The sequence below is a fragment of the Streptomyces sp. CB02009 genome (assembly GCF_001905825.1).
Taxonomy (GTDB): domain Bacteria; phylum Actinomycetota; class Actinomycetes; order Streptomycetales; family Streptomycetaceae; genus Streptomyces.
The window spans coordinates 76,449-98,583 of sequence record NZ_LIVV01000002.1 but is presented as its reverse complement, the minus strand read 5'-3'; the positions used below and the strand labels follow the sequence as shown (position 1 = coordinate 98,583).

Below are 22,135 nucleotides of genomic sequence, written 5' to 3'. Positions count from 1 at the left end.
CGGTCAGCTGAAGCCGGTGGGCAGGTACTCGTCGACGTTCTCCTTGGTGACGACGGCCGAGTAGAGGGTGATCGAGGCGGGGATCTCCAGCTCGGACATGCCGCCGACGCCCTTCTTCTGGCCGAGGGCGCGGGCGAGGTCGATCGCGGAGGCGGCCATGGTCGGCGGGTAGAGGACGGTGGCCTTGAGGACTCCGGTGTCGGCCTTGATGGCGTCCATGGCGGACTTGGCGCCGGCGCCGCCGACCATGAGGAAGTCCTTGCGGCCGGCCTGGGCGACGGCTCGGAGCGCGCCGACGCCCTGGTCGTCGTCGTGGTTCCACAGGGCGTCGAACTTCGACTGGGCCTGGAGGAGTTGGGCCATCTTCGCCTGTCCCGACTCGACGGTGAAGTCGGCGGCCTGGCGGGCGACCTTGCGGATGTTGGGGTAGTTCTTGAGGGCGTCGTCGAAGCCCTGGGTGCGCTGCTTGGTGAGTTCGAGGCTGTCCATGCCGGCGAGTTCGACGACGGTGGCGTTCGGCTTGTCCTTGAGCTGTTCGCCGATGAAGTTGCCGGCGTTGAGGCCCATGCCGTAGTTGTCGCCGCCGATCCAGCAGCGGTAGGCCTGCGGGGAGGCGAAGATCCGGTCGAGGTTGATGACCGGGATGCCGGCCTTCATGGCCTGGAGGCCGATCTGGGTGAGGGCCTTGCCGTCGGCGGGGAGGATGACGAGGACGTCGACCTTCTTGTTGATGAGGGTCTGGACCTGGCCGATCTGGGTGGCGGTGTCGTTGGAGCCCTCGGTGATCTCCAGGGTGACGTCGGAGTACTTCTTGGCGCGCCGCTCGGCGTTGTCGTTGATGGCGTTGAGCCAGCCGTGGTCGGCCTGCGGGCCGGCGAAGCCGATGGTGACGGGGGTGCCGGGCTTGTCGTCGGCGGCCGGCGCGGCGCTCCCGACGGGCGACTGGTTCTTCGGCTCGTTGCTCGTACAGGCCGTGAGCAGGGCGCCGGCGGAGACGGCCGCGCCGCCGAGGAGGAGGTGTCTGCGGCTGGTTTCGGGCATGGCGGTGGATCCCTTCCGAGCGGGTGGTGGTGAAGGGGGTGGTGGTGAGGGGCGGGTTTTCGGCGGTGGTCCGGGGGGTTTTCGGCAGTGGTCCGGGCGGGTTTTCGGCGGTGGTCCGGTCAGGTTCCGTCGCGGACCGTGCGGCGCTGGAGCAGGACGGCGGCGACGATGATCGCGCCCTTGGCGATCTGCTGGACGTCGCTCTGCAGGTTGTTGAGCGCGAAGATGTTGGTGATCGTCGTGAAGACGAGGACGCCGAGGACGGAGCCGACGATGGTGCCCCGGCCGCCGCTGAGGAGGGTGCCGCCGATGATGGCGGCGGCGATCGCGTCCAGCTCGTAGAGGTTGCCGTTGGTGTTCTGGCCGGAGCCGGCGAGCACGATGAGCAGGAAGGCGGCGATGCCGCAGCACAGTCCGGAGAGCAGGTAGAGGAAGAGCCGCTGGCGGCGTACGTCGATGCCGGCGAGGCGGGCGGCCTCCGGGTTTCCGCCGACGGCGATGGTGCGGCGGCCGAAGGTGGTCCGGTTGAGGAGGAGCCAGCCGGCGGCGGTGACGGCCGCGAAGACGAGGACGAGCGGCGGGATGCCGAGGACGTAGGCGTCGGGGAGGCCGAGGTCGAGGACGGAGGGGACGGTGACGATCTGCGTCTTCCCGTCGGTGATCTGGAGGGCGAGGCCGCGTGCCGAGGCCAGCATGGCGAGGGTCGCGATGAACGGGACCATGCCGCCGTACGCGACGAGGACGCCGTTCACGAGGCCGCAGCCGAGTCCGACGGCGACGGCCGTGAAGAGGATGCCGGCGAAGCCGAACTCCTGGGTGGCGAGGGTCGTGGCCCAGACGGAGGCGAGGGCGACGATGGCGCCGACGGAGAGGTCGATGCCGCCGCTGGTGATGACGAAGGTCATGCCGACGGTGACGACGCCGATCACGGAGGCCTGGGTGAGCACGAGTTGGAGGTTGGAGGTGGCGAGGAACTCGGCGGGACGGGTGAGGCCGCCGACGACGATCAGTACGGCGAGGACGCCGAGCAGCGACAGGTTGCGGACGTCGGCCCTGAGGCCGAGGGTGCGCCAACGTCCCTCCCGGGGCGGCGCCTTGGCCGGGGTGGTGAGCGTCATGCCGCAGGGCTCCCTTCCATCACGAGGTCGAGTACGCGGTGTTCGTCGAGGTCACGGGCGGGTGCCTCGTGGACGACCCGGCCCTCGCGGAGGACCAGGACGCGGTCGGCGAGGCCGAGGACCTCGGGGACCTCGCTGGAGACGAGGAGGACGGCGAGGCCGTCGTCGGCGAGCCCGCGGATGACCGCGTACAGCTCGGCGCGGGCGCCGACGTCGACGCCCCGGGTGGGTTCGTCGAGGAGGAGGACGCGGCAGCCCCGGAGGAGCCAGCGGGCGAGCACGGCCTTCTGCTGGTTGCCGCCGGAGAGGGTGCGGACCGGGACGTCCGGGAGGTCGGGGCGCAGGGACAGGGTGCGGGTGGCGGTCCTGGCGGTCTCGCGTTCGGTGGCGCGGTCGATCCAGCCGGCCCGGGAGAAGCGGGCGAGGGAGGAGACGGAGACGTTGCGGGTGACGGATTCGAGCAGGAGCAGGCCCTGGGCCTTGCGTTCCTCGGGGGCGAGGCCGAGTCCGGCGGCGACGGCGGCGGGGACGCTGCCGGGGCGCAGGGGGCGTCCGTCGACGGTGACCCGGCCGGCGGTGGGCTTCCGCGCGCCGTAGACGGTCTCCAGGATCTCGGAGCGGCCGGAGCCGACGAGCCCGGCGAGGCCGACGATCTCGCCGGGGCGGAGTTCGAGGTCGAGGGGTTCGAACTCGCCTTTCCTGGCGAGTCCTTGGACACGGAGTACGGGTTCGCCCGTCGGCGGGCGGGTCGGGCGTTCGGGGAACACGTACGGGACGTCGCGGCCGGTCATGAGGGCGACGACCTCACGGGTCGGAGTGGTGGCGGCGGGCAGTCCGCGGGCGACGGCGCGGCCGTCCTTGAGGACGGTGACGCGGTCGCCGATGCGGCGGATCTCCTCCAGGCGGTGGGAGATGTAGACCACGGCGACGCCGTCGGCGGTGAGGTCGGCGACGATCCGGAAGAGGTTGGCGACCTCGTCGGGGTCGAGGGCGGCGGAGGGTTCGTCCATGACGATGAGGCGGACGTCGTGGGAGAGGGCGCGGGCCATGGAGACGATCTGCTGCTGGGCGGCGGAGAGCGCGCCGACGCGGCGGGCGGGGTCGATCTCGGGGTGGCCGAGGCGTTTCAAGAGGGCGGTGGTGGACTCTCTCACGTCGCGGGTGCGGACGAATCCGGCGGTGGTGGGCTCATGGCCGAGGTGGACGTTCTCGGCGACGGTGAGGCCTTCGACGAGGTCGAGTTCCTGGTAGATGGTGGCGATGCCGAGGCGGACGGCGGCGCTCGGGGAGCGGAGGCGTACGGGTGAGCCGTTCCAGGTGATCCGGCCCTCGTCGGGCTGGTGGGCGCCGGCGAGGACCTTGATGAGGGTGGACTTTCCGGCGCCGTTCTGGCCGAGGAGGCAGTGGACCTCGCCGGGCGCGACGTCCAGGTCCACGCCGTCGAGGGCGCGGACGCCGGGGAAGGACTTGGTGATGCCGGACATGGTGAGGAGGGGCGGGTGCCCTCGGGGTTCTTGTCGTTCCTGGGGCTCTTGGTTCTCTTGAGGCTCTTGAGATTCTTGGGGCTCTAGGGGTTCTTGAGGCATGGCGGAGGTCCCCTCGGCGGGTGCGGGTGGCGCCGGAGCGGGTGGACGTGGGCCCGGCGGTGCGGGCGGGTGGTACGGGCCGGTGGTACGGGCCGGTGGTACGGGCCGGTGGGGGCGTGCGCCCACCCGCTCCGCCCCGGGCGTCCCGGACGGGGTCCGGGGCCCGGGAGGAACGAATGCCGCGCACCGCCGGCGGGAAGCCGACGAGCTGCCCTGAGGTGTTACGCCGGGGAGAACAGGTGGTCGCTGATGAGGCGGGCCGCGCCCGTGACACCGGCCGTCTGGCCCAGTTCGCCGAGGACGATGGGCAGGTTGCCGGTGGCCAGCGGCAGTGACTGCCGGTAGACCTGGGTGCGGACGCTGGCGAGGAGGTTGTGACCGAGGCCGGTCACTCCTCCTCCGATCACCACCAGACCGGGGTTGAAGAAGCTGACGAGTCCGGCGATGACCTGCCCGACCCGGTTTCCGCCCTCACGGATGAGGGCGAGCGAGGTGGCGTCTCCGGCGGCGGCCGCCGCCGCGACGTCGGCGGCGGTGAGGTGGCCCGCCGCGGCGAGCCGGGCGGCGAGCTCCTCCGACCCGCCGCCGCGCGCCGCGTCCTCGGCGTCGCGGGCCAGCGCGGCGCCGCTGAAGTGGGCCTCCAGGCAGCCGTTGTTGCCGCAGGCGCAGGGGCGGCCGTCGGGTTCGACCTGGATGTGTCCGATGTCGCCCGCGCTGCCCGTCGTACCGCGGTAGACCTCTCCGCCGACGACGATGCCGCAGCCGATACCGGTGCCGATCTTGACGCAGAGGAAGTCGCCGACCGAGCGGGCGACGCCGGCGTGCTGCTCCCCCATGGCCATGAGGTTCACGTCGTTGTCGACCATGACGGGGCAGCCGAGTTCCTGGCTGAGTGCCTCCCGTACGGGGAAGCCGTCCCAGCCGGGCATGATCGGCGGCGCGACGGGGACGCCCTCGGGGAAGCGGACGGGGCCGGGGACGCCGATGCCGGCACCGTCGAAGCCTTCGGCGAGCCCGGTGGAGCGGAGCTTCGCCGCCATCGACAGGGCCTGTTCGAAGACGGCGACGGGGCCCTCGCGGACGTCCATGGGGTGGTTGAGGTGCCCGAGCACCTCCAACTCGGCGTTGGTGACGGCGACATCGATGGAGGTGGCGCCGATGTCGATGCCGAGGAAGCGGAGTTCGGGCGCGAGCCGGATGTTGTGCGAGCGGCGGCCGCCCCGGGAGGCGGCGAAGCCGTCGGCGACGACGAGACCGGTCTCCAGGAGCCGGTCGACCTCGACGGCGAGCTTGGAGCGGGAGAGATCGATCTGATCTCCCAGCTGTGCGCGGGAGTTGGGCCCTCCGTCGCGCAGCAGTCTGAGAAGTCGCGCCTGATGCCGGTTGGCAGGTCGTGCCGTCATGCGTCTCACGCGCCCCTCCCTCTCGTACGTGCTCGCCTTCGTGCTTTCGAGGGGAACGTAGCAGCGGTGTACCGGAGTGGGAAGAAGTTGCGCAGGAATCCGCCCCGACTTTTTCCCGGTTGGGGACAAAGAAGGGGGCGTGGGCGGGAGAAGAGTCAGCGGACCTCGACCAGGCGGGCCGAGACCACCACGTTGCCCGCATAGCCGTTCTCCTCGGTGAAGGCGCCGCCGCAGGTGATCAGGCGCAGCTCGGGCGCGCCGGCGTCGCCGTAGACCCGGTCGGCGGGGAAGCCCTCCTTGGGGACGACCTCCACCCCGTACACGGCGAAGACGGCGGTCCTGCCGTCGCGGCGCGCGATCTCCACGCGGTGCCCCTTGCGGAGGGCGCCGAGGTCGTAGAAGACGGCCCGGCCGCCGGGTACGTCGACATGCCCGACGACGACGGCGGTACCGCGCTCGCCGGGGGTGACCGCGCCGGTGAACCAGCCCGCGAGCCGGTTCTCCTCGGGCGGCGGGGCCTCGATCCAGCCGTCGGCGTCGAGCCCGACCTTGGTGACCGGCGCGTCGATCCGGACGGCCGGGACGCGGACCCGCAGCGGGGTCGACGGGGGCAGCGGGTCGGGTGTGGAGGCGGGGACGAGCGCCGCTTCGGCGCGGCTGCCGTCGGGTGCGGCGGCGGAGAGCGGCTGCGGGGGCCCGTCGGCCCGGATCTCGTCCGTGCCGCCGCGCACGAGGTGGACGCCGACGAGGAGGACGACGGCGACGAGCCCCCACGCGCCGTGCCGCCCCGTCGTGTCCGACCGCCCCACGCCCGCTCTCCTCCTCGCGCGTCGTCCGTCCGTCGCCCGTGCCCTGGCTCGCGTGCGTCGCCCGTGCCCTTGGCCGCGTGCTCTGACCGCGTGCTCTGACCGCGTGCTCTGACCGCGTGCCCGGCGGGCGCCCGTGCGCGGGCGCCCGCCGGTTGTGGCGCCCCTCCGTCCCGGACCTCGTCACACCGGGGCGGAGGGGCCGTTTCGGACCTGGCCGGTCCCGGCCGTCAGAGGCGGCCGTCGGTGGCGCGGCGGCGGGTCAGGACGACGGCGGCGCCGAGCGCCCCGACGATGAGCAGCACACCCGTGACCACCTCGGTGACACCGAGGCCGTCGGTGTCCGCGCCGGAGGCGGCCGCGGTGCCGTAGCCGGCCTTCACGCCCTTGTGCGCTCCGGGCGGCGGGCTCTCCTCGTGCCCGGTGGGGTGACCTCCGGTGCCGCCCTGGGAGATGGTGAGGGTGGCGGTGCCCCGCTCGCCCTTGCAGTCGAAGGTGATCTCGTACTGGGCGCCGGCCTTGGCGTCGATGTCCACGGTGGCGTTGCCGGAACGGCCCTCGTTGAGGGTCACGGTGTCGAACACCCCGGAGGTGACGGTCACCGACGGCACTTCGCAGCCGTCGGACTTCAGCGTCACGCTGCCGCCGGGGGCGACGGTCTCGGGACTGACGGAGAAGCCGAACGACGTGACGTTGTGGTCGTCCTCGCCCGCCATGGCGGCCGGCGCGACCGTGGCGACCACGGCGGCGGCGCTCAGCAGGGCGGCGGAAGCGGCACGTATCGCGCGCATGACGGTCCTCCAGATCACGGGAGGGATCGGCCACGGAGCGATTCCGTGCCCGGAATACGACGACCCTCACCGCGATCGAAGCTAGGTCCGCCACCGGCGCGCCGCCAACGGGGCGCCGCCGAACGGGGCACGGCGGACGGGGCTCGGCGGACGGAGCACGCGGGACGGACCCGGGCGCCGACCGCGGACCGCGACGGCCTCGCGCCACGGCACCCGGGCTCGGCACGGAACGGCCTCGCGCCACGGCACCCGGGCTCGGCACGGAACGGCCTCGCGCTACGGCACCCGGACGACCTGGCCCGCGTACGACAGGTTGCCGCCGAAGCCGAAGAGGAGGACCGGGGCGCCGGAGGCGAGTTCGCCGCGTTCGACGAGCTTGGCGAGGGCCAGCGGGATGGAGGCCGCCGACGTGTTGCCGGAGTCGACGACATCGCGGGCGACGATCGCGTTGACGGCGCCGATCTTGGCGGCGAGCGGCTCGATGATCCGCAGGTTGGCCTGGTGCAGGACGACGCCCGCGAGCTCCTCGGGGCCGATGCCGGACCGCTCGCAGGCCTGCCGGGCGAGGGCGGGCAGCTGCTGGGTGGCCCAGCGGTAGACGCTCTGGCCCTCCTGCGCGAAGCGCGGCGGGGTGCCCTCGATGCGGACGGCGTGGCCCATCTCCGGGACCGAGCCCCACAGGACCGGGCCGATGCCGCGCACGGCCCCCGGCTCCTCGTCGTCCACGGCCTCGACGATCGCGGCGCCCGCGCCGTCGCCGACGAGGACGCAGGTGGTGCGGTCGGTCCAGTCGGCCACGGCGCTCATCTTGTCGGCGCCGATCACCAGCGCGCGGCGGGACCCGCCGGCCCGTACCGCGTGGTCGGCGGTGGCCAGGGCGTGGGTGAACCCGGCGCAGACCACGTTGAGGTCCATGGTGGCCGGCGAGGTCATGCCGAGGCGGGCGGCGACGCGGGCGGCCGTGTTGGGCGAGCGGTCGATGGCCGTGGAGGTCGCGACGAGCACGAGGTCGATGTCGTCGGGGGTGAGCCCGGCGGCGGCCAGGGCCTTGCCCGCCGCGTGCGCGGCGAGCTCGTCGACGGGTTCGTCGGGACCCCCGATGTGCCGGGTGCGGATGCCGACCCGGCTGGTGATCCACGCGTCGTCGGTGTCGACCAACTCCGCGAGGTCGTGGTTGGTGAGCACCTTGGCGGGCTGGTAGTGCCCGAGCGCGGCAATGCGAGTGCCCGTCATCCCGGGACCCCCTCGGTGGTTCGATCGTCCGGCAGGATTTCCCAGTGTTGCCAGCGACTGATGGGTAACAGGTGACGTAAACCACCAAGATTCACCCGTACCCCTTGGCCGACCGTGACAAGGGCCCGTACGCCCCACGGGCCCCACGGCATCGTGGGGGACCCGTGGGCGGGGTCAGTTCTTCGGCGGGTCGATCATCTGGAGGGCGAGGGTGGCCGGGGGCGGGGCGATGCCGGGGCCGCCGGCGGCCGTCCAGGCGAGGATGTCGTCGAGGGAGTCCTGGTCGAGGGTGAAGGCGACCCAGGCCGCCCGGCCGCCGCGCCGCCGGCCCTCGGTGGAGGGCTGGACGACGACGATGTTGGCCTGTGCGCAGGGGCCGAGGCAGTCGCTCGTACGGACGGCGAGCCGGCCGCCGGAGGCCGCGGCGGCCTCGCGGAGGCGGGCGAGCTGCCCGGCGTGGTCGGTGCCGGGGTTCTTGCGGGCGTCGCCGCAGCAGCAGCCCCGGCAGACGACGAGGGAGCAGGGGCGGGCCCCGTAACGTATCGGGACCGGGGTCACGCGCGGCCGTCCGGGGTGCTGGCGGAAGCCGGACCGTCCGAGGTGCTCGCGGAGGCGGGCGCGTCCGGGGCACCGGCGGAAACGGGCGCGTCCGAGGCACCGGCGGAGGCGGCCCCGTCCGGGGTGCTCGCGGAGGCGGAGGGTTCCAGGGTGATCTCGGCGACGGGGGCGACCGTGCCGAGGCGGGGGAAGTCGAGGTCGACGGAGGCGCGGTGCTCGTCGGCGGTGAGCGCGCTCATGGCGTCCTCGGCGAAGACGAGGTCGTAGCCGAGGTCGCCGGCCGCGCGGGCGGTGGACTCGACCCCGAGGTTGGTGGCGATGCCGCCGAGGACGAGGGTGGTGGCGCCGAACCCGGTGAGGAGTTCGTGGAGGCCGGTGTCCTGGAAGCCGCCGATGGTGCGCTTGACGACGACGGGCTCGCCGTCCCGGACGAGGTCGGCGACGAGTTCGCTGCCGGGCGGCTGGGACTCGACGTTCGGGCGTTCGACCCGGATGTGGACGACGGGCGCGTCGGCGGCGCGGAAGGTGTCGGCGAGCCGGGCGGCGGCCGTGAGGACGTCGGTGCCGGGGCGGGGCGCGAGGGGCAGCGCGACGATGCGTTCCATGAGGTCGACGAGGACGAGCGCGGTGCGGCCGGAATCGAGTGCGGGCATGGGAGCACCGTAGCGGCCTGGATGATCATCCCGGGGTGGTCGTGGGTGTGATCCGGCCTACGGACGGGGTCGTGGCGGGAGCCTCCGCGGTCCCGTCCGTCCCGGGGTCCTCGTCCGCGTCACGGGCGCGGCGCTTCGCGATCACGGCGCAGACCATCAGCTGCATCTGGTGGAAGAGCATCAGCGGGAGCACGGCGAGCGCGGCCTGGGGGCCGAAGAGGACGCTGGCCATCGGCAGCCCGGCCGCCAGGCTCTTCTTCGAACCGGCGAACTGGATGGCGATCCGGTCTGCCCGGCCGAAGCCGAGGCGCCCGGCTCCGTACCAGGTCAGGGCCAGCATCGCCGCGAGCAGGACGGCTTCGGCGGCGAGCAGCAGGGCGAGCCGGGCCGGGGTCACCAGGTGCCAGATGCCGGCGACCATGCCCTGGCTGAAGGCGGTGTAGACGACGACGAGGATCGAGCCCCGGTCGACGTATCCGAGGACCTTCTTGTGGCGGACGAGGAAGCCGCCGACCCAGCGTCGCAGGAATTGTCCGGCGAGGAACGGTACGAGGAGCTGGAGCACGATCTTCATGAGCGCGTCGGCGGAGAGGCCGCCCGCGCTGTTGCCGAGGAGCAGTGCGGCGAGCAGCGGGGTGAGGACGATGCCGGCGAGGGAGGAGAAGGAGCCCGCGCAGATCGCGGCGGGGACGTTGCCGCGGGCGATCGAGGTGAAGGCGATGGAGGACTGGATGGTGGACGGCACCAGGCAGAGGAAGAGGAGGCCGCTGTAGAGCTGGGGGGTGAGGACGGTGGGGACGAGGCCGCGGGCGGCGAGTCCGAGGAGCGGGAAGAGCAGGAAGGTGCTGCCGAGGACGGTGAGGTGGAGCCGCCAGTGCTTGAGGCCGTCGAGCGCCTCGCGGGTGGAGAGCCGGGCTCCGTAGAGGAAGAAGAGGAGGGCCACGGCTCCGGTGGACGCGCCTTCCGCCACGTGGGCGGCGGCGCCGGACGCGGGGAGGAGCGCGGCGAGGACGACCGTGCCGAGGAGCGCCAGGATGTACCCGTCGACGGGGAGCCAGGAGGGCAGCCGGAGGGTGCGGCGCGGGGCGCCGGGGCGGCTTCGGCGCGGGGCGGGGGCGGGCGTACGGGCGGTCATCGGCTCCACTGCTCTGTGCTCGGCGAGGGGTGCCTCGCGCCGTTCCATCCTGGCCCAGGGTCCGGTGATCGGGAATCCCGCACAGGGCACTGACTGTCATCGCGTTCCGCGATGAGCAGGGCCGTGAGGCGTTACGGTCGTCGTGTGTACGAGCCCACCCATCTGCGCACCTTCCTCGCCGTGGCCCAGACGCTGAGCTTCACCCGGGCCGCGGACCGTCTCGGGCTGCGGCAGTCGACCGTCAGCCAGCATGTGCGGCGCCTGGAGGAGGCGACGGGCCGGCCGCTGTTCACCCGGGACACCCATCGGGTGGCGCTGACCGAGGACGGGGAGGCGATGCTCGGTTTCGCGCGCACGATCCTCCAGGCGCACGAGCGGGCGGCCGCGTACTTCGGCGGGACGCGGCTGCGCGGGCGGCTGCGCTTCGGGGCGTCGGAGGACTTCGTGACGACCCGGCTGCCGGAGATCCTGGAGTCGTTCCGGCGCGAGCACCCGGAGGTCGACCTGGAGCTGACGGTCGAGCTGTCCGGCACGCTCCAGGCCCGGCTCGCCGCGGGCCGGCTGGATCTGATCCTGGCCAAGCGGCGCGGCGGGGAGAGCGAGGGGCGGCTCGTGTGGGAGGACTCGCTGGTCTGGATCGGGGCGCCGGGGCTCCGGCTGGATCCCGACCGTCCCGTCCCGCTCATCCTGTACCCGCCGCCGGGGATCACCCGGGCGCGGGCCCTGGAGGTCCTGGAGGCGCAGGGCCGGGCGTGGCGGATCGCGTGCACGAGTTCCAGCCTGAGCGCGAACGTGGCGGCGGCCCGTGCGGGGCTCGGCGTGATGGCGCACACGAGGGGTCTGGTGCCGCCGGGGCTGGTGCCGGTGGCGGGGCTTCCGGAGCTCGGCGACGTCGGCTTCGTGCTGCGTGCGGGGCGCCGGGGCGGGGCGGTGCAGGAGGCGGCGGACGCGCTGGCGGAGGCGATCCTGGCGGGCGGCGACCGGCTGCACCGGCCGGGCTGACCGGGCCCCGCGCGTGCAGGTGCGGTGCCTCGTCGGGTGGCGGCGCGTGAGCGGCCGGTACAGATTCCGTGGAGATTCCCGCCCGGTGGACGTACCGAGCGGTCGGTAACGCCCCCGCAGTACCGGTGACTTGACTCTGCCACCCATCCTGACCTGTGCGAACACGGAATGTCCCGGCTTGGTGAAGGCCCTCCCGCCGGGCAGTCGGGTGGGGTACCGTCACCCGCGCTGTACGGAGCGCTACAACGAGCTTTTCCAGCCACCGAACGGTCGAGGAGCAGGTCAGTGCGCGAGTTCACCGTGCCGCCCGTCGAGGCGGCGCCTCAGGTCGGCGGTCTGGCGGACGCCGTGTTCGAGCGTGCCCTGGCGGAGCCGGACCGGGTCGCGTTCGGCCGGAAGGATCCGGACGGCACGTGGCGGGACGTGACCGCCGCGCGGTTCCGGGACGAGGTCCTCGGCCTGGCGAAGGGACTCATCGCGGAGGGAGTGCGGTTCGGCGACCGGGTCGCCGTCATGGCCCGCACCCGCTACGAGTGGACGCTCTTCGACTTCGCCCTGTGGACGCTCGGCGCGCAGCCCGTGCCGATCTATCCGACCTCCTCCGCCGAGCAGGTCTTCTGGATGCTGCACGACTCCGAGGTCACGGCCTGTGTGGTGGAGCACGAGGACCACGCCATGACGATCGGTTCGGTGATCGACCGGCTGCCCCTGCTCCGGCGTCTGTGGCAGCTGGACGCGGGCGCGGTGGCCGAGCTGACCGCCGCGGGGGCGGACATCGACGAGGACGTCGTCCACCGGCACCGGAGGGCGGTGACTCCGGAGACGGTGGCGACGGTCATCTACACCTCGGGGACGACGGGCCGCCCCAAGGGCTGCGTGATCACCCATTCCAACTTCATGTTCGAGACGGACATGCTGGTGGGGCGCTGGGAGTCGGTGTTCCGTTCCCGGCCGGGCGAGGAGGCGTCGACGCTGCTGTTCCTGCCGCTCGCGCACGTCTTCGGGCGGATGGTGGAGGTGGCGGCGGTCCGGACCGGGGTGAAGCTGGGGCACCAGCCGGTGATGGCGGCGGCGGAGCTGATCCCCGACCTCGCCGCGTTCAGACCGAGTTTCGTGCTCGCCGTTCCGTACGTCTTCGAGAAGGTCTTCAACGCGGCGCGGCGCAAGGCCGAGCGGGAGGGGAAGACGGGCCCGTTCGACAAGGCCGTGGAGGTGGCCGTCGCGTACGCGGAGGCGCTGGAGCACCGGGCCTTCGGCACCGGCCCGGGGCCCTCGGCGGCGCTGCGCGTGCAGCACCAGTTCTTCGAGAAGACGGTGTACGCGAAGGTCCGCGCCGCCCTCGGCGGACGGCTGCGGCACGCGATGTCGGGCGGTTCCGCGATGGACCGACGGCAGGGGCTGTTCTTCGCGGGCGCGGGAGTCACGGTCTTCGAGGGGTACGGCCTGACGGAGTCCTCGGCGGCCGCGACCGCGAACCCGCCGGAGCGGACGCGGTACGGCACGGTGGGGCAGCCCGTACCGGGGACGACGGTGCACATCGCGGAGGACGGCGAGGTGTGGCTGCACGGCGGCCAGGTCTTCTCCGGCTACCTCAACGCCCCCGAGGCGACCGCGGCCGTCCTCAACGACGGGTGGCTGGCCACCGGGGACCTGGGCTCCCTCGACGAGGACGGCTATCTGACGATCACCGGGCGGAAGAAGGAGATCCTGGTGACCTCGGGCGGCAAGAGCGTCGCGCCGACGGCCCTCGAGGAGCGGGTGCGGGCGCATCCGCTGATCGCCCAGTGCATCGTCGTCGGCAACGACCGGCCGTACATCGCGGCGCTCGTGACCATCGACCAGGAGGCGGTGGAGCACTGGCTCGCGATGCAGGGGCGTGCGCCGCTCAAACCGGCGGAGCTCGTACGCGATCCGTCGCTGGAGACGGAGATCCGGCGGGGGGTCGTGGCGGCCAACACGCTGGTCTCGCAGGCGGAGTCCATCCGCACGTTCCGGATCCTCGCGCATCCGTTCAGCGAGGAGCACGGGCTGCTCACCCCGTCCCTGAAGCTGAAGCGGAAGGCGATCGAGCGGGCGTACGCGGCGGAGGTCGCGGCGCTGTACGGCTGAGCCGCGCGGGCACCCGCCGGGCAGGGCGACCCCCGGGGCGGAATGCGGGACCGCCCCGGATCGTTCAAGGTGGGAGCAGTAAGAACAGGACCCCTGACGACGTAAGGATCCCCTCCACGTGAGCACGGACAGCAAGGTTCCCTCGGTCACCCTGAACAACGGCGTGCGGATGCCGCAGCTGGGCTTCGGTGTCTGGCAGGTGCCGGACGACGAGGCCGCGGAAGCCGTGGCGACCGCCCTGGAGGCCGGCTACCGCTCGATCGACACCGCGGCGATCTACGGCAACGAGGAGGGCACCGGCCGTGCCGTCGCCGCGTCCGGCATCGCCCGCGAGGACCTGTTCGTGACCACCAAGGTGTGGAACAGCGAGCACGGCTTCGACGCGACGCTGAAGGCCTTCGACGCCTCGCTCGACAAGCTGGGCCTCGACTACGTCGACCTCTACCTGATCCACTGGCCGGTCCCCTCGCAGGACACGTACGTGGACACCTACCGCGCGTTCGAGAAGCTCTACGCGGACGGGCGCGCCAAGGCGATCGGCGTCTCGAACTTCCTCCCGGAGCACCTGGAGCGGCTGATCGGCGAGACGTCGGTCGTGCCCGCCGTGAACCAGATCGAGCTCCACCCGCAGCTCTCCCAGCAGGCCTCCCGCGAGGCGCACGCCCGGTACGGCATCGCCACCGAGGCCTGGTCGCCGCTCGGCTCGGGCAAGGGGCTGCTGGACGTGCCGGCGATCGTCGCGATCGGCCGCAAGCACGGGCGCACCCCGGCCCAGGTCGTGCTGCGCTGGCACCTGCAGCTGGGGAACGTGGTGATCCCGAAGTCGGTCACCCCGTCCCGTATCCAGGAGAACATCGACGTGTTCGGCTTCGAGCTCGACGCCGAGGACCTGGCCGCGATCGCCGCCCTCGACGAGGACCGCCGACTCGGCCCGGACCCGGCGGAGTTCGGCGCCTGACGGGTCGCGCTCCAGCGGTCGTACGGACGACGGCGCCGAGGTCCACGCGGACCCGGCGCCGTCGTCATACCCGGGGCGCCCGTCGTCGTACCTCGGCGCCGTTGTCGTACCCCCGGCATAGAGTCGGCGGCGGACCGTGAAGCCGTGGGGCGAGCGGCGGACGAGGGAGTCGATGCGGTGAGTGGTGGGTCTCCGATGCCCGTCGAGGAGGGCCTCTACCGGGTGCGGAACGTGGCCAGCGGGCTGCTCCTCGAGGTGTACGAGGGGTCGAGCCGCAGCGGCGCCAACGTGCAGCAGGGCACCGAGAGGGGCACGCCGGGGCAGCACTGGCAGATCACCTCGGTGCCCAACGGCGGCGGGCTCTACCACCTGGTCAACGCGGCCAGCGGCAAGCGGCTCGACGTCGCCAACGCATCCACGGAGAACGGCGCCAACATCCAGCAGTGGAAGGCGAACAACTTCGGCGCACAGGAGTGGATCATCGAGCAGGACCTCCAGTCTCCGGGGACGGTCGCCCTGGTGAGCTTCATCAGCGGACTGTTCCTGGAGGTAGCCGACGACTCGAAGGACGACGGCGGCAACGTACGGCAGTGGGAGGACACCGACTCCCCGTTCCAGTGGTGGCGGTTGGAACCGGTGTCCTGACCTGCCGGGGTACGGCCGCCGGGCGCGGCGGCCGTCAGCCCTTGCGCGCGGTGTGGACCGTGCGGGCCGCGAGATAGAAGAGGTCGGTGCGGTGGTGCAGCGACCTCTCGTCGGCCGGGTCGAGGAGCCGGTCGAGCGTCGCGCGGTCGTCCGCGTCGAGCCGGTCCGCGAAGCCGTCCCGGACCCGCCCGAAGTGGGTGAGGGCCAGCTCCCGTACGACCGGGGACACCGGCGCGGGCACGTCGGTGAGGAAGGTGCGGGTGCCGGCGGGGGTGAGGCCCGCGTCGGCGAGCAGGGAGCGCCAGTCGTCCGGCTCGTCCTTGTGTCCGGGGGTCTCGGCGCGCATCTGGGCGAACCGGTCGGCGTTGGCGGCGTCGAGGCGCGCCTCGAGGCCGGGACGGCCGAAGCCGATGTGCCAGGGCAGGTGCCGGGCGGGCAGCCCGCCCTCGACGAGGACCATCAGGCCACCGGGGGTCAGCAGGCCCGCGAACTCGACGAGCGCGGCCCGCTGGTCGCCGATGTGGTGCAGGGAGTTCCCCGCCCAGATCACGTCGGCCCTGCCCAGCTCGGCGATGCCTGCGGGGAGTTCGGTGTGGAGAGTGGAGATCCGGGCGCCGAGGCCGCGTTCCCGGGCGCGCTCGCGGGCGCGGGCGAGGAGCTCGGGGCTGCCGTCGACGGCGACCGCCTCGGCCGCCGGGAAGGCCTCGGCGAGGACGCCGGTGACGACTCCGGGGCCGCTGCCGATGTCGAGGACCCGGCGGACGCCCTGCGCGGGGGTGAGCGTGCCGAGCCAGGCGGCGGCGTCCGCGTAGGCGGAGCTCTCGATCTCCGCCTGGCGCTCCAGGAGCGGGGCGATCTCGTTCCAGTCGAGCGGGGCTCCGTCGTGGTGGGAACCGTGGGTGTGCCGGTGCCCGGAGGTGTGCGGGTCGCCGTGAGTGTGCTGGTGGCCGTGCCCGTCGCCGTGCGGGTGGCCGTGCTGCGTTGCGGTGTGCTGGCTCATGGGTCCAGCGTGCGGGGAGTCGGCGGCGAGCGCGAGACGCGTTGCCGTTCTGGCAAGAAAATCGATCCTGTGTTGCTCGTATCGTCATACTCCCGCGCTTGTGACCTGCTCCGGTGTGCCGCCGGGGCAGGTCACGTCGGGCCCCGCCCCGCGGCCGGCCGCGTGACGCCCCGGCGCGTCACGCCCCGGCGCGGTGTTCCTGCGGGCTGACGCCCCTGACCCGCTTGAACGCGGCGCTCAGCGCGAAGGCGCCGCTGTAGCCGACCTGCCGGGCGACGGACTCGACGGTGGCGTCGCTCTCGCGGAGCAGATCGGCGGCGAGCGCGAGCCGCCAGTCGGTGAGGTAGGACATCGGGGGCTCGCCGACGAGTTCGGTGAAGCGGCGGGCGAGCGCGGCCCGGGAGACGCCCGTCTTCGCGGCGAGCGAGGCGACGGTCCAGGGGTGGGCGGGGTCGTCCTGCAGCAGGCGCAACGCGCGGCCGACGACCGGGTCGCCCATCGCCCGGTACCAGGCGGGGGCCTCGGCGCCCGGCCGGGAGAACCAGGCGCGGACTCCGGAGATCAGCAACAGGTCGAGGACCCGGTCGAGGACGACGGTCTGGCCCGGTTCGTCGCGGGTGATCTCCTCGCCGAGGAACGGCATGAGCGGGCAGTTCCAGGCGTCGGCGGGCAGGTGGAGCAGCCCCGGGAGGGCGTCGAGCAGCCGGCGGCCGACCTCGCCGTCCATCCGGTACGTGCCGACGAGGACCGTGGTGCCGCCGTCGGGCGCGTTGCCCCAGGTGCGGACGCCGAGCCGCATCCGGTCGGCGAGCGGCTCCCCGCTGAGAGTGGTGCAGACGCCGTCGGGCCCGATCACGGCGGTGGGCGGGGCGTCGGGGGTGTGGGCGACCGTGTACGGCTCCGGGCCGCGGACGATGGCGATGTCCCCGGGCCGCAGCACCACGGGTTCCCCGGTGTCGGGAACGACCCAGGCCTCGCCCTCGGTCACGCACATCACGCAGATCGGGGCGCCGTCCTCGATGCGCACCGACCACGGCGGCTCCATGACCATGCGGAGCAGGAAGGCGCCCCTGGCGCGGGGGCCGTCGAGGAGTCCGGCGAGTGCGTCCATGGGACAACAGGGTAGGCGGGCCGGTGAGACGCAGGCACAGGGGTGTGAGACGGCGGAGCATGGGCGGCGGGCGCCGCGGGCGGGAGTCTTGACCCATGACGAACCGGACGAGCAACACGCGGAACGAGCAGGGCATCGACGAGCAGGGAGTCGACGAGCGGCGGGTCGACGGGCAGGGAGCGGGTGGTGGGAACGTGACCGTCCTGGTGACGAGCGCCACCGGCAAGACCGGACGCCGGGTGGCCGAGCGGCTCACGGCGCGCGGGGCGACCGTGCGCGCCGGGTCCCGTTCCGGCTCGACGCCCTTCGACTGGGAGGCCCCGGAGACCTGGGGCCCGGCGCTGCGGGGCGCGGACGCCGCGTACGTGGCCTACTACCCGGATCTCGCTGCGCCCGGCGGGGTCCAGGCGATGGAGACCTTCGGCCGGCTGGCGGCGGAGCACGGCGTGCGCCGGCTGACGGTGCTGTCCGGGCGCGGGGAGCCCGAGGCGGTCGTGGCGGAGGAGGCGCTGCGCGCGGCGGCCGTCGGGGTGGAACTGACCGTCGTACGGGCGGCGTTCTTCGCCCAGAACTTCTCCGAGGGGCTGCTCGCGGAGGGGGTGGCGGAGGGCTTGGTCGTCTTCCCCGCGGGCGACACGGCGGAGCCGTTCATCGACGTCGACGACCTCGCGGACGTGGTCGTCGAGACCCTGACGACGGACGGTCACGCGGGCCGGGTGCACGAGCTGACCGGGCCCCGGCCGATCGGCTTCGCGGAGGTGGCGGCGGAGATCTCGCGTGCCTCGGGGCGGCCGGTGGCCTACCGGCCCGCCTCCCGGTCCGCGTACGCGGCGATGCTCACCGACTTCGGCCTTCCGGCCCCGGAGGCCGTATGGCTGGCGGCCCTGTTCGCGACGCTCCTCGACGGACACAACGCCTCGGTGACGGACGGGGTGAAGCGGGTCCTGGGCCGGGAGCCGCGCTCCTTCGGCGCGTTCGCCGACGCGACCTGGGCCGGCGAGGAGGCCTGAGCCGCGGGCCCGCGGGCGCCGTCTCAGCCCTGCCGGACGAAGCGGGCGAGCCGGTAGCGGGGATCGGCACGGGGACGGTCCTGGTCCGGGAGGGCGGCGAGCGCGGTGGCGAGCGTGTCGACGGCCGCCGCGTCACCGGGGAACCAGGAGGGGAAGTACCCGGCGCGCAGCTTCCGTACGGTGTCGCGCGGGGTGCCGCCCTGGCCGTGGCCCGTGAAGTGGGCGCCGGAGGCGGGCGCGAGGCCGTGGGCGGCGGCGTGCCGGGTGATGAGCGCGGCCCGGTCGGTGGCCGCCCCCGCCGAGCGGTACGGGCGGAGGACCGTGTCGATGTCGCTGCCGACGTCGTGGGCCGCGTCCTTGTCGACGGTGGCGATCAGGACGCCGCCGGGGCGCAGGACGCGGGCGGCCTCGGCGACGATCTCCGCCGCGAAGGGGACGAGGTGGAGCAGCCAGACGGCGCCGACCGCGTCGAGGGAGGCGTCGGGGAACGGCAGTCGCCTGGCGTCGGCGCGGACGACCCTGCCGGGTACCCGTCCGCCGGCGACCCGCAGCATGGCGTGGGCGGCGTCGGCCCCGTAGACGCGGAGTCCCGGCCGGGTGAGCCGTTCGGTGACGAGGCCGGTGCCGCAGGCCAGGTCGAGCAGGGTCCGGGCGCCGGGCGGCACGAGGCTCAGCACGGCCTCGGCCGCGGCGCCGGCCCGGGGCACCCCGCCCCGGGTCCGGTCGTAGTGCGCCGCTTCGGTCTCGTAGTCGAGCAGGGTCTCCGCCATGCCGACGATCGTACGAGGGGGCGCGGATGACCGTGGGTCAGGCGGCCCCGTGGCCCGGGGCGATGCCCTCCACCCGCTCGGCGAGCCCGAAGTCCTTGTCGGTGACGGCGCCACCGGCGGAGTGGGTGTTCACGGACAGGGCGACGGTGTTGTAGCCGAGGGTCAGATCCGAGTGGTGGTCGAGCTCCTGCTGGATCCTGGCCACGTGGACGACGAACGCGGTCGCCGCGAAGTGGTCGCCGAGCCGGTACTCGCGGGTGAGCCGGTCCTCCTCGACGGACCAGCCGGGGAGCTCCCGCAGTCGGTCCTCGATCTCCTTCTGCGACAGCGGCTGTGTGGGCACGGCGGTGCTCCCTCCGGTCGGGTGGCGCGGGTGACGGACAGGGGTCCCCGGGGAAAGCTACCCGGGTCCCCCTCTGGGATACCGTCTGGCCATGACAACGGTCGTGAACGACACGGGAGTGGGGCCGCTGCTGCGCGGTTGGCGTGAGCGGCGGCGGCTGAGCCAGCTGGAGCTGGCGCTGCGCGCGGACTCCTCGGCGCGGCACATCTCGTTCGTGGAGACGGGCCGCTCCCGGCCGAGCGAGGAGATGGTCCTGAGGCTGGCCGAGCACCTGGAGGTGCCGGTACGCGAGCAGAACGCGCTGCTGCTGGCCGCCGGGTACGCGCCCCGGTACGCGGAGTCGCCGCTCGACGCCCCGCGCCTGGAGACGCTGCGGGCGGGCATCGAGCAGCTGCTGCAGGGGTACGAGCCGTATCCGGCGCTCGTGGTGGACGGCTCGTACACGGTGGTGGCGGCGAACCGGGGCATCGGGCTGCTCCTGGACGGGCTGCCGGAGCACCTGCTGACGCCGCCGCTGAACGCGATGCGGATCACCCTGCACCCGGAGGGGCTCGCGCCGCGGATCAAGAACCTGCCCGAGTGGCGCGGGCATCTGATGCACCAGATGGAGCGTCAGATCGGTCTGGCCCGCTCGGAGTCGTTGCGGGCGCTGTACGCGGAGGTGACGGCGTATCCGGCGCCGCCCGGCTCGGACGGCGACGACGAGGTCGGCGCCCCCGGCCCTGACGAGGTGTACCCGTACTTCGCGCTGCCGCTGCGGATCGAGCACGACGGGCACGTGCTGTCGTTCGTGTCGTCGATCTCGACGTTCAACACCCCGCTGGACGTGACGGTCGCCGAGCTGGCCATCGAGACGTTCCTCCCGGCCGACCCGGCGACGGTCGCGTACCTGCAGGCCCTGCCGCCGTTCAGCGACTAGCGGCGACGGCCCGGAGGGCGGCCCACTGCGCGAGGGCGAAGCCTCCGACGGTGGCCGCCTGCAGGGGCGTCCACACCATGCCCGCGGTGGTCGGCTCCAGCCAGGCGACGAGGGCCACGATGCTGAGGACGGCCCAGATCGCGTTGATGTCGACGACGAGCTTCACGCCGAGCGCCGGAGGCTGCGGGCGGCTCGCGAGCCAGGCGACGCCGGCGGCGTACAGGGTGAGCAGGAGGCCCAGTTCGAGCAGGAGGCCCGCGTCGACGCCGAGGAACTCCCCGAGCGGGCCGGAGGCGACGGCGTAGGCGATGCCGTTCGCCCCGGTGACGACGGCGTCGAGGGCGAGGAACCGGCGCACCGCGGACTGCGGACGGGTGGTGCGGGCAAGACCGGCGAGCAGGGCCTGGGACATGGCGGATCACCCTCCATGGGGGACGTTCGCGCTGATGGTGGACCCGGAGCCCGAGCGGAGTGCGCCGCCCGGGTTCCGGTGTCTCCGAGCATGCCGGGCGGGTCGGCGGGGGTCGATTACGCGCGAGGTAATGCGACCCCTCCCCCGGCGCTTCGGCAGGTCAGGACATCCGTCTCCGGGCGCGCCAACATCGTTGTTCGTGGGCACAGTTGGGCCGGTCGGACCCTCGTCCCCACGTCCGGGGCCGGGCGTGAGTATTGTTCGCGCCGGGGTGGCCGGGAGTGGTCTCCCCGGAGGGGGAGAGACACATGGCGTGGAACAGGGAACGGGCCCGCATGGTGGCCACCGGGGACGATCACGCGGTGACGCCCGCGGAGCTCTTCTTCGACCTGGTGTTCGTGTACGCGATCACGCAGGTCACCGCCCTGATGGCGGCCGAGCCCTCGCCGGTGCGGGTGGTCGGTGCGATGGTGGTGCTCGCGCTGCTGTGGTGGTGCTGGTGCTGCTTCGCCTGGCTGGGGAACGTCGTACGGGCGGACTCCGGGGCCCTGTTCGGGGTTCTCGTCACGGTCATGGCCGTCGTCCTGGTCGTGTCGCTCGCCGTCCCTTACGTGTTCGCGGACCCGCCGGGCGGGCTGTCGGTGCCGCTGGTGTTCGTGCTCTGCTACGGCGCGGTGCGGGTCCTGCACCTGGCCTCGTACTGGATCTCCAGCCCCGGCGACCCCGCCCTGCGCGCCACCCTGCGCCGTACGGCGCTGACGTCCGTCCTCCCGCCGCTGGTGCTGCTCCTGATCGGCAGCACGTACAGCGGCCGGGTCCAACTCCTGCTGTGGCTGGGGGCGGTGGCCGTCGACTACCTCGGCATCTTCGTCACCGGCGCGTCCGGCTGGCGGGTCAACTCCCCCGGCCACTTCTCGGAGCGGCACGGCCTGATCGTGATCATCGCGCTCGGCGAGTCGATCGTCGCCATGGGCGTCGGCGTCGCGGGACTCCCGCTCACCTACGCCGTGCTCGGCGCCTCCGCGGCCGGGCTGCTGCTCTCGGCCGGGCTGTGGCGGCTGTACTTCCGGCAGCTCGGCGAGGCGGCCGAGCACCGGCTCGCCGGTCTCGACGGCGACGACCGCACCCGGTTCGCCCGGGACGTGTACACGTTCCTGCACCTGCCGCTGGTCGCGGGCGTCGTGCTCACGGCGCTCGGGATGAAGAAGGTCCTCCAGCAGGTCGCCGACACCGGGCACTACGGCCTGGCCGAGCCCCTCCACGGGGTCGTCGCCTGGTCGTTGACCGGGGGCGTCGGCGTGTACCTGCTGGGCGCCGCCGCGATCGTGCTGCGCACCACGGGCCGGCGGCCGACCGCTCTCGCCCTGGGCGGGGTGTGCTGCCTGGCGGCGGGCCCGCTCGTCGGGCTCGTCCCGGCCCTGGTGGCGCTCGTGTCCCTCGCGACGGTCGTGGCCGCCCTGGTGTGGCTGCACGGCCGGCGCCGTGCGGAGCGGCCGTTCGAGGCCGTCGAGGCGGCCTGAGAGGGAGGGAGC

The 22,135-nt window shown here is 73.3% G+C and carries 21 protein-coding genes and 1 pseudogene; 7 read left to right on the top strand and 15 right to left on the bottom strand.

The genetic code is table 11. From position 1 onward, the window contains the following. Positions 1–3: 3 nt before the first annotated feature. The 10 genes and pseudogenes from AMK27_RS07865 to AMK27_RS07815 all read right to left on the bottom strand — a co-directional run bounded on the left by AMK27_RS07865 (position 4) and on the right by AMK27_RS07815 (position 10,324). Positions 4–1,041, bottom strand: coding sequence for a substrate-binding domain-containing protein (locus tag AMK27_RS07865; RefSeq protein WP_073904221.1), 1,038 nt, complete (start codon positions 1,039–1,041; stop codon positions 4–6). Positions 1,042–1,160: 119 nt separating this feature from the next. Further along, positions 1,161–2,159, bottom strand: a complete 999-nt coding sequence (locus AMK27_RS07860; protein WP_073904220.1) for an ABC transporter permease — start codon at positions 2,157–2,159, stop codon at positions 1,161–1,163. Then, a complete protein-coding gene (locus AMK27_RS07855; protein WP_073904219.1) occupies positions 2,156–3,643 on the bottom strand; it encodes a sugar ABC transporter ATP-binding protein in 1,488 nt (495 codons plus the stop codon). The genes AMK27_RS07860 and AMK27_RS07855 overlap by 4 nt, the downstream gene beginning before the upstream one ends. A gap of 323 nt (positions 3,644–3,966) precedes the next feature. Beyond that, a complete protein-coding gene (locus tag AMK27_RS07845) occupies positions 3,967–5,148 on the bottom strand; it encodes an ROK family transcriptional regulator (RefSeq protein WP_073904217.1) in 1,182 nt (393 codons plus the stop codon). Positions 5,149–5,303: 155 nt separating this feature from the next. After that, on the bottom strand, positions 5,304–5,957 hold the full coding sequence (locus AMK27_RS07840; protein WP_073904216.1) for a class F sortase: 654 nt from the start codon (positions 5,955–5,957) through the stop codon (positions 5,304–5,306). Between the two features lie 227 nt (positions 5,958–6,184). Continuing rightward, the gene (locus AMK27_RS07835; RefSeq protein WP_073904215.1) at positions 6,185–6,745 is read right to left on the bottom strand and encodes a hypothetical protein; all 561 of its coding nucleotides are present in this window, start codon (positions 6,743–6,745) and stop codon (positions 6,185–6,187) included. A 276-nt stretch (positions 6,746–7,021) separates the two neighbouring features. Then, a complete protein-coding gene (locus tag AMK27_RS07830) occupies positions 7,022–7,978 on the bottom strand; it encodes a beta-ketoacyl-ACP synthase III (protein WP_073904214.1) in 957 nt (318 codons plus the stop codon). A gap of 174 nt (positions 7,979–8,152) precedes the next feature. After that, positions 8,153–8,536, bottom strand: coding sequence for a hypothetical protein (locus AMK27_RS07825; protein WP_030320224.1), 384 nt, complete (start codon positions 8,534–8,536; stop codon positions 8,153–8,155). Positions 8,537–8,688: 152 nt separating this feature from the next. Next, positions 8,689–9,189: pseudogene (locus AMK27_RS07820) on the bottom strand (isochorismatase family protein); the annotation flags it as partial. A gap of 25 nt (positions 9,190–9,214) precedes the next feature. Beyond that, complete coding sequence (locus AMK27_RS07815; RefSeq protein ID WP_073905821.1) at positions 9,215–10,324, bottom strand: bile acid:sodium symporter family protein; 1,110 nt, start codon at positions 10,322–10,324, stop codon at positions 9,215–9,217. A gap of 144 nt (positions 10,325–10,468) precedes the next feature. On the opposite strand from AMK27_RS07815, the gene AMK27_RS07810 reads away from it, so the two are divergent. From AMK27_RS07810 to AMK27_RS07795, 4 genes are all read left to right on the top strand, one after another. After that, the gene (locus AMK27_RS07810) at positions 10,469–11,326 is read left to right on the top strand and encodes a LysR family transcriptional regulator (protein ID WP_073904212.1); all 858 of its coding nucleotides are present in this window, start codon (positions 10,469–10,471) and stop codon (positions 11,324–11,326) included. 285 nt (positions 11,327–11,611) lie between these two features. Further along, positions 11,612–13,435, top strand: a complete 1,824-nt coding sequence (locus AMK27_RS07805; RefSeq protein WP_073904210.1) for an AMP-dependent synthetase/ligase — start codon at positions 11,612–11,614, stop codon at positions 13,433–13,435. 169 nt (positions 13,436–13,604) lie between these two features. Then, positions 13,605–14,393, top strand: a complete 789-nt coding sequence (locus AMK27_RS07800; RefSeq protein WP_073905819.1) for an aldo/keto reductase — start codon at positions 13,605–13,607, stop codon at positions 14,391–14,393. Between the two features lie 195 nt (positions 14,394–14,588). Then, a complete protein-coding gene (locus tag AMK27_RS07795; RefSeq protein WP_073904209.1) occupies positions 14,589–15,038 on the top strand; it encodes an RICIN domain-containing protein in 450 nt (149 codons plus the stop codon). A gap of 34 nt (positions 15,039–15,072) precedes the next feature. Here the strand turns inward: AMK27_RS07795 and AMK27_RS07790 are convergent, their stop codons facing one another. Both AMK27_RS07790 and AMK27_RS07785 read right to left on the bottom strand, forming a co-directional pair. After that, positions 15,073–16,038 (bottom strand): class I SAM-dependent methyltransferase, encoded by a 966-nt coding sequence (locus AMK27_RS07790; protein ID WP_073904207.1) that lies wholly within the window; start codon positions 16,036–16,038, stop codon positions 15,073–15,075. Between the two features lie 178 nt (positions 16,039–16,216). Next, complete coding sequence (locus tag AMK27_RS07785; RefSeq protein WP_073904205.1) at positions 16,217–17,149, bottom strand: AraC family transcriptional regulator; 933 nt, start codon at positions 17,147–17,149, stop codon at positions 16,217–16,219. A gap of 95 nt (positions 17,150–17,244) precedes the next feature. Here AMK27_RS07785 and AMK27_RS07780 point away from each other — a divergent pair, with 95 nt between their 5' ends. Further along, complete coding sequence (locus AMK27_RS07780; protein WP_241847382.1) at positions 17,245–18,159, top strand: NmrA family transcriptional regulator; 915 nt, start codon at positions 17,245–17,247, stop codon at positions 18,157–18,159. 23 nt (positions 18,160–18,182) lie between these two features. Here AMK27_RS07780 and AMK27_RS07775 read toward each other — a convergent pair whose 3' ends face one another. Further along, positions 18,183–18,917 carry a class I SAM-dependent methyltransferase gene (locus AMK27_RS07775; protein ID WP_073905815.1) on the bottom strand — a complete coding sequence of 245 codons (735 nt, stop codon included), beginning with the start codon at positions 18,915–18,917 and terminating at the stop codon, positions 18,183–18,185. Between the two features lie 49 nt (positions 18,918–18,966). Next, on the bottom strand, positions 18,967–19,272 hold the full coding sequence (locus AMK27_RS07770; protein ID WP_073904203.1) for a 4a-hydroxytetrahydrobiopterin dehydratase: 306 nt from the start codon (positions 19,270–19,272) through the stop codon (positions 18,967–18,969). A 91-nt stretch (positions 19,273–19,363) separates the two neighbouring features. Between AMK27_RS07770 and AMK27_RS07765 the strand changes: the two genes are divergently transcribed. After that, positions 19,364–20,191, top strand: coding sequence for a helix-turn-helix domain-containing protein (locus AMK27_RS07765; RefSeq protein ID WP_073904201.1), 828 nt, complete (start codon positions 19,364–19,366; stop codon positions 20,189–20,191). Here the strand turns inward: AMK27_RS07765 and AMK27_RS07760 are convergent. Then, positions 20,181–20,603, bottom strand: a complete 423-nt coding sequence (locus AMK27_RS07760; RefSeq protein ID WP_073904199.1) for a hypothetical protein — start codon at positions 20,601–20,603, stop codon at positions 20,181–20,183. The genes AMK27_RS07765 and AMK27_RS07760 overlap by 11 nt on opposite strands. 308 nt (positions 20,604–20,911) lie before the next feature. Here AMK27_RS07760 and AMK27_RS07755 point away from each other — a divergent pair, with 308 nt between their 5' ends. Beyond that, the gene (locus AMK27_RS07755) at positions 20,912–22,123 is read left to right on the top strand and encodes a low temperature requirement protein A (RefSeq protein WP_073904198.1); all 1,212 of its coding nucleotides are present in this window, start codon (positions 20,912–20,914) and stop codon (positions 22,121–22,123) included. The last annotated feature ends 12 nt before the right edge of the window (positions 22,124–22,135 follow it).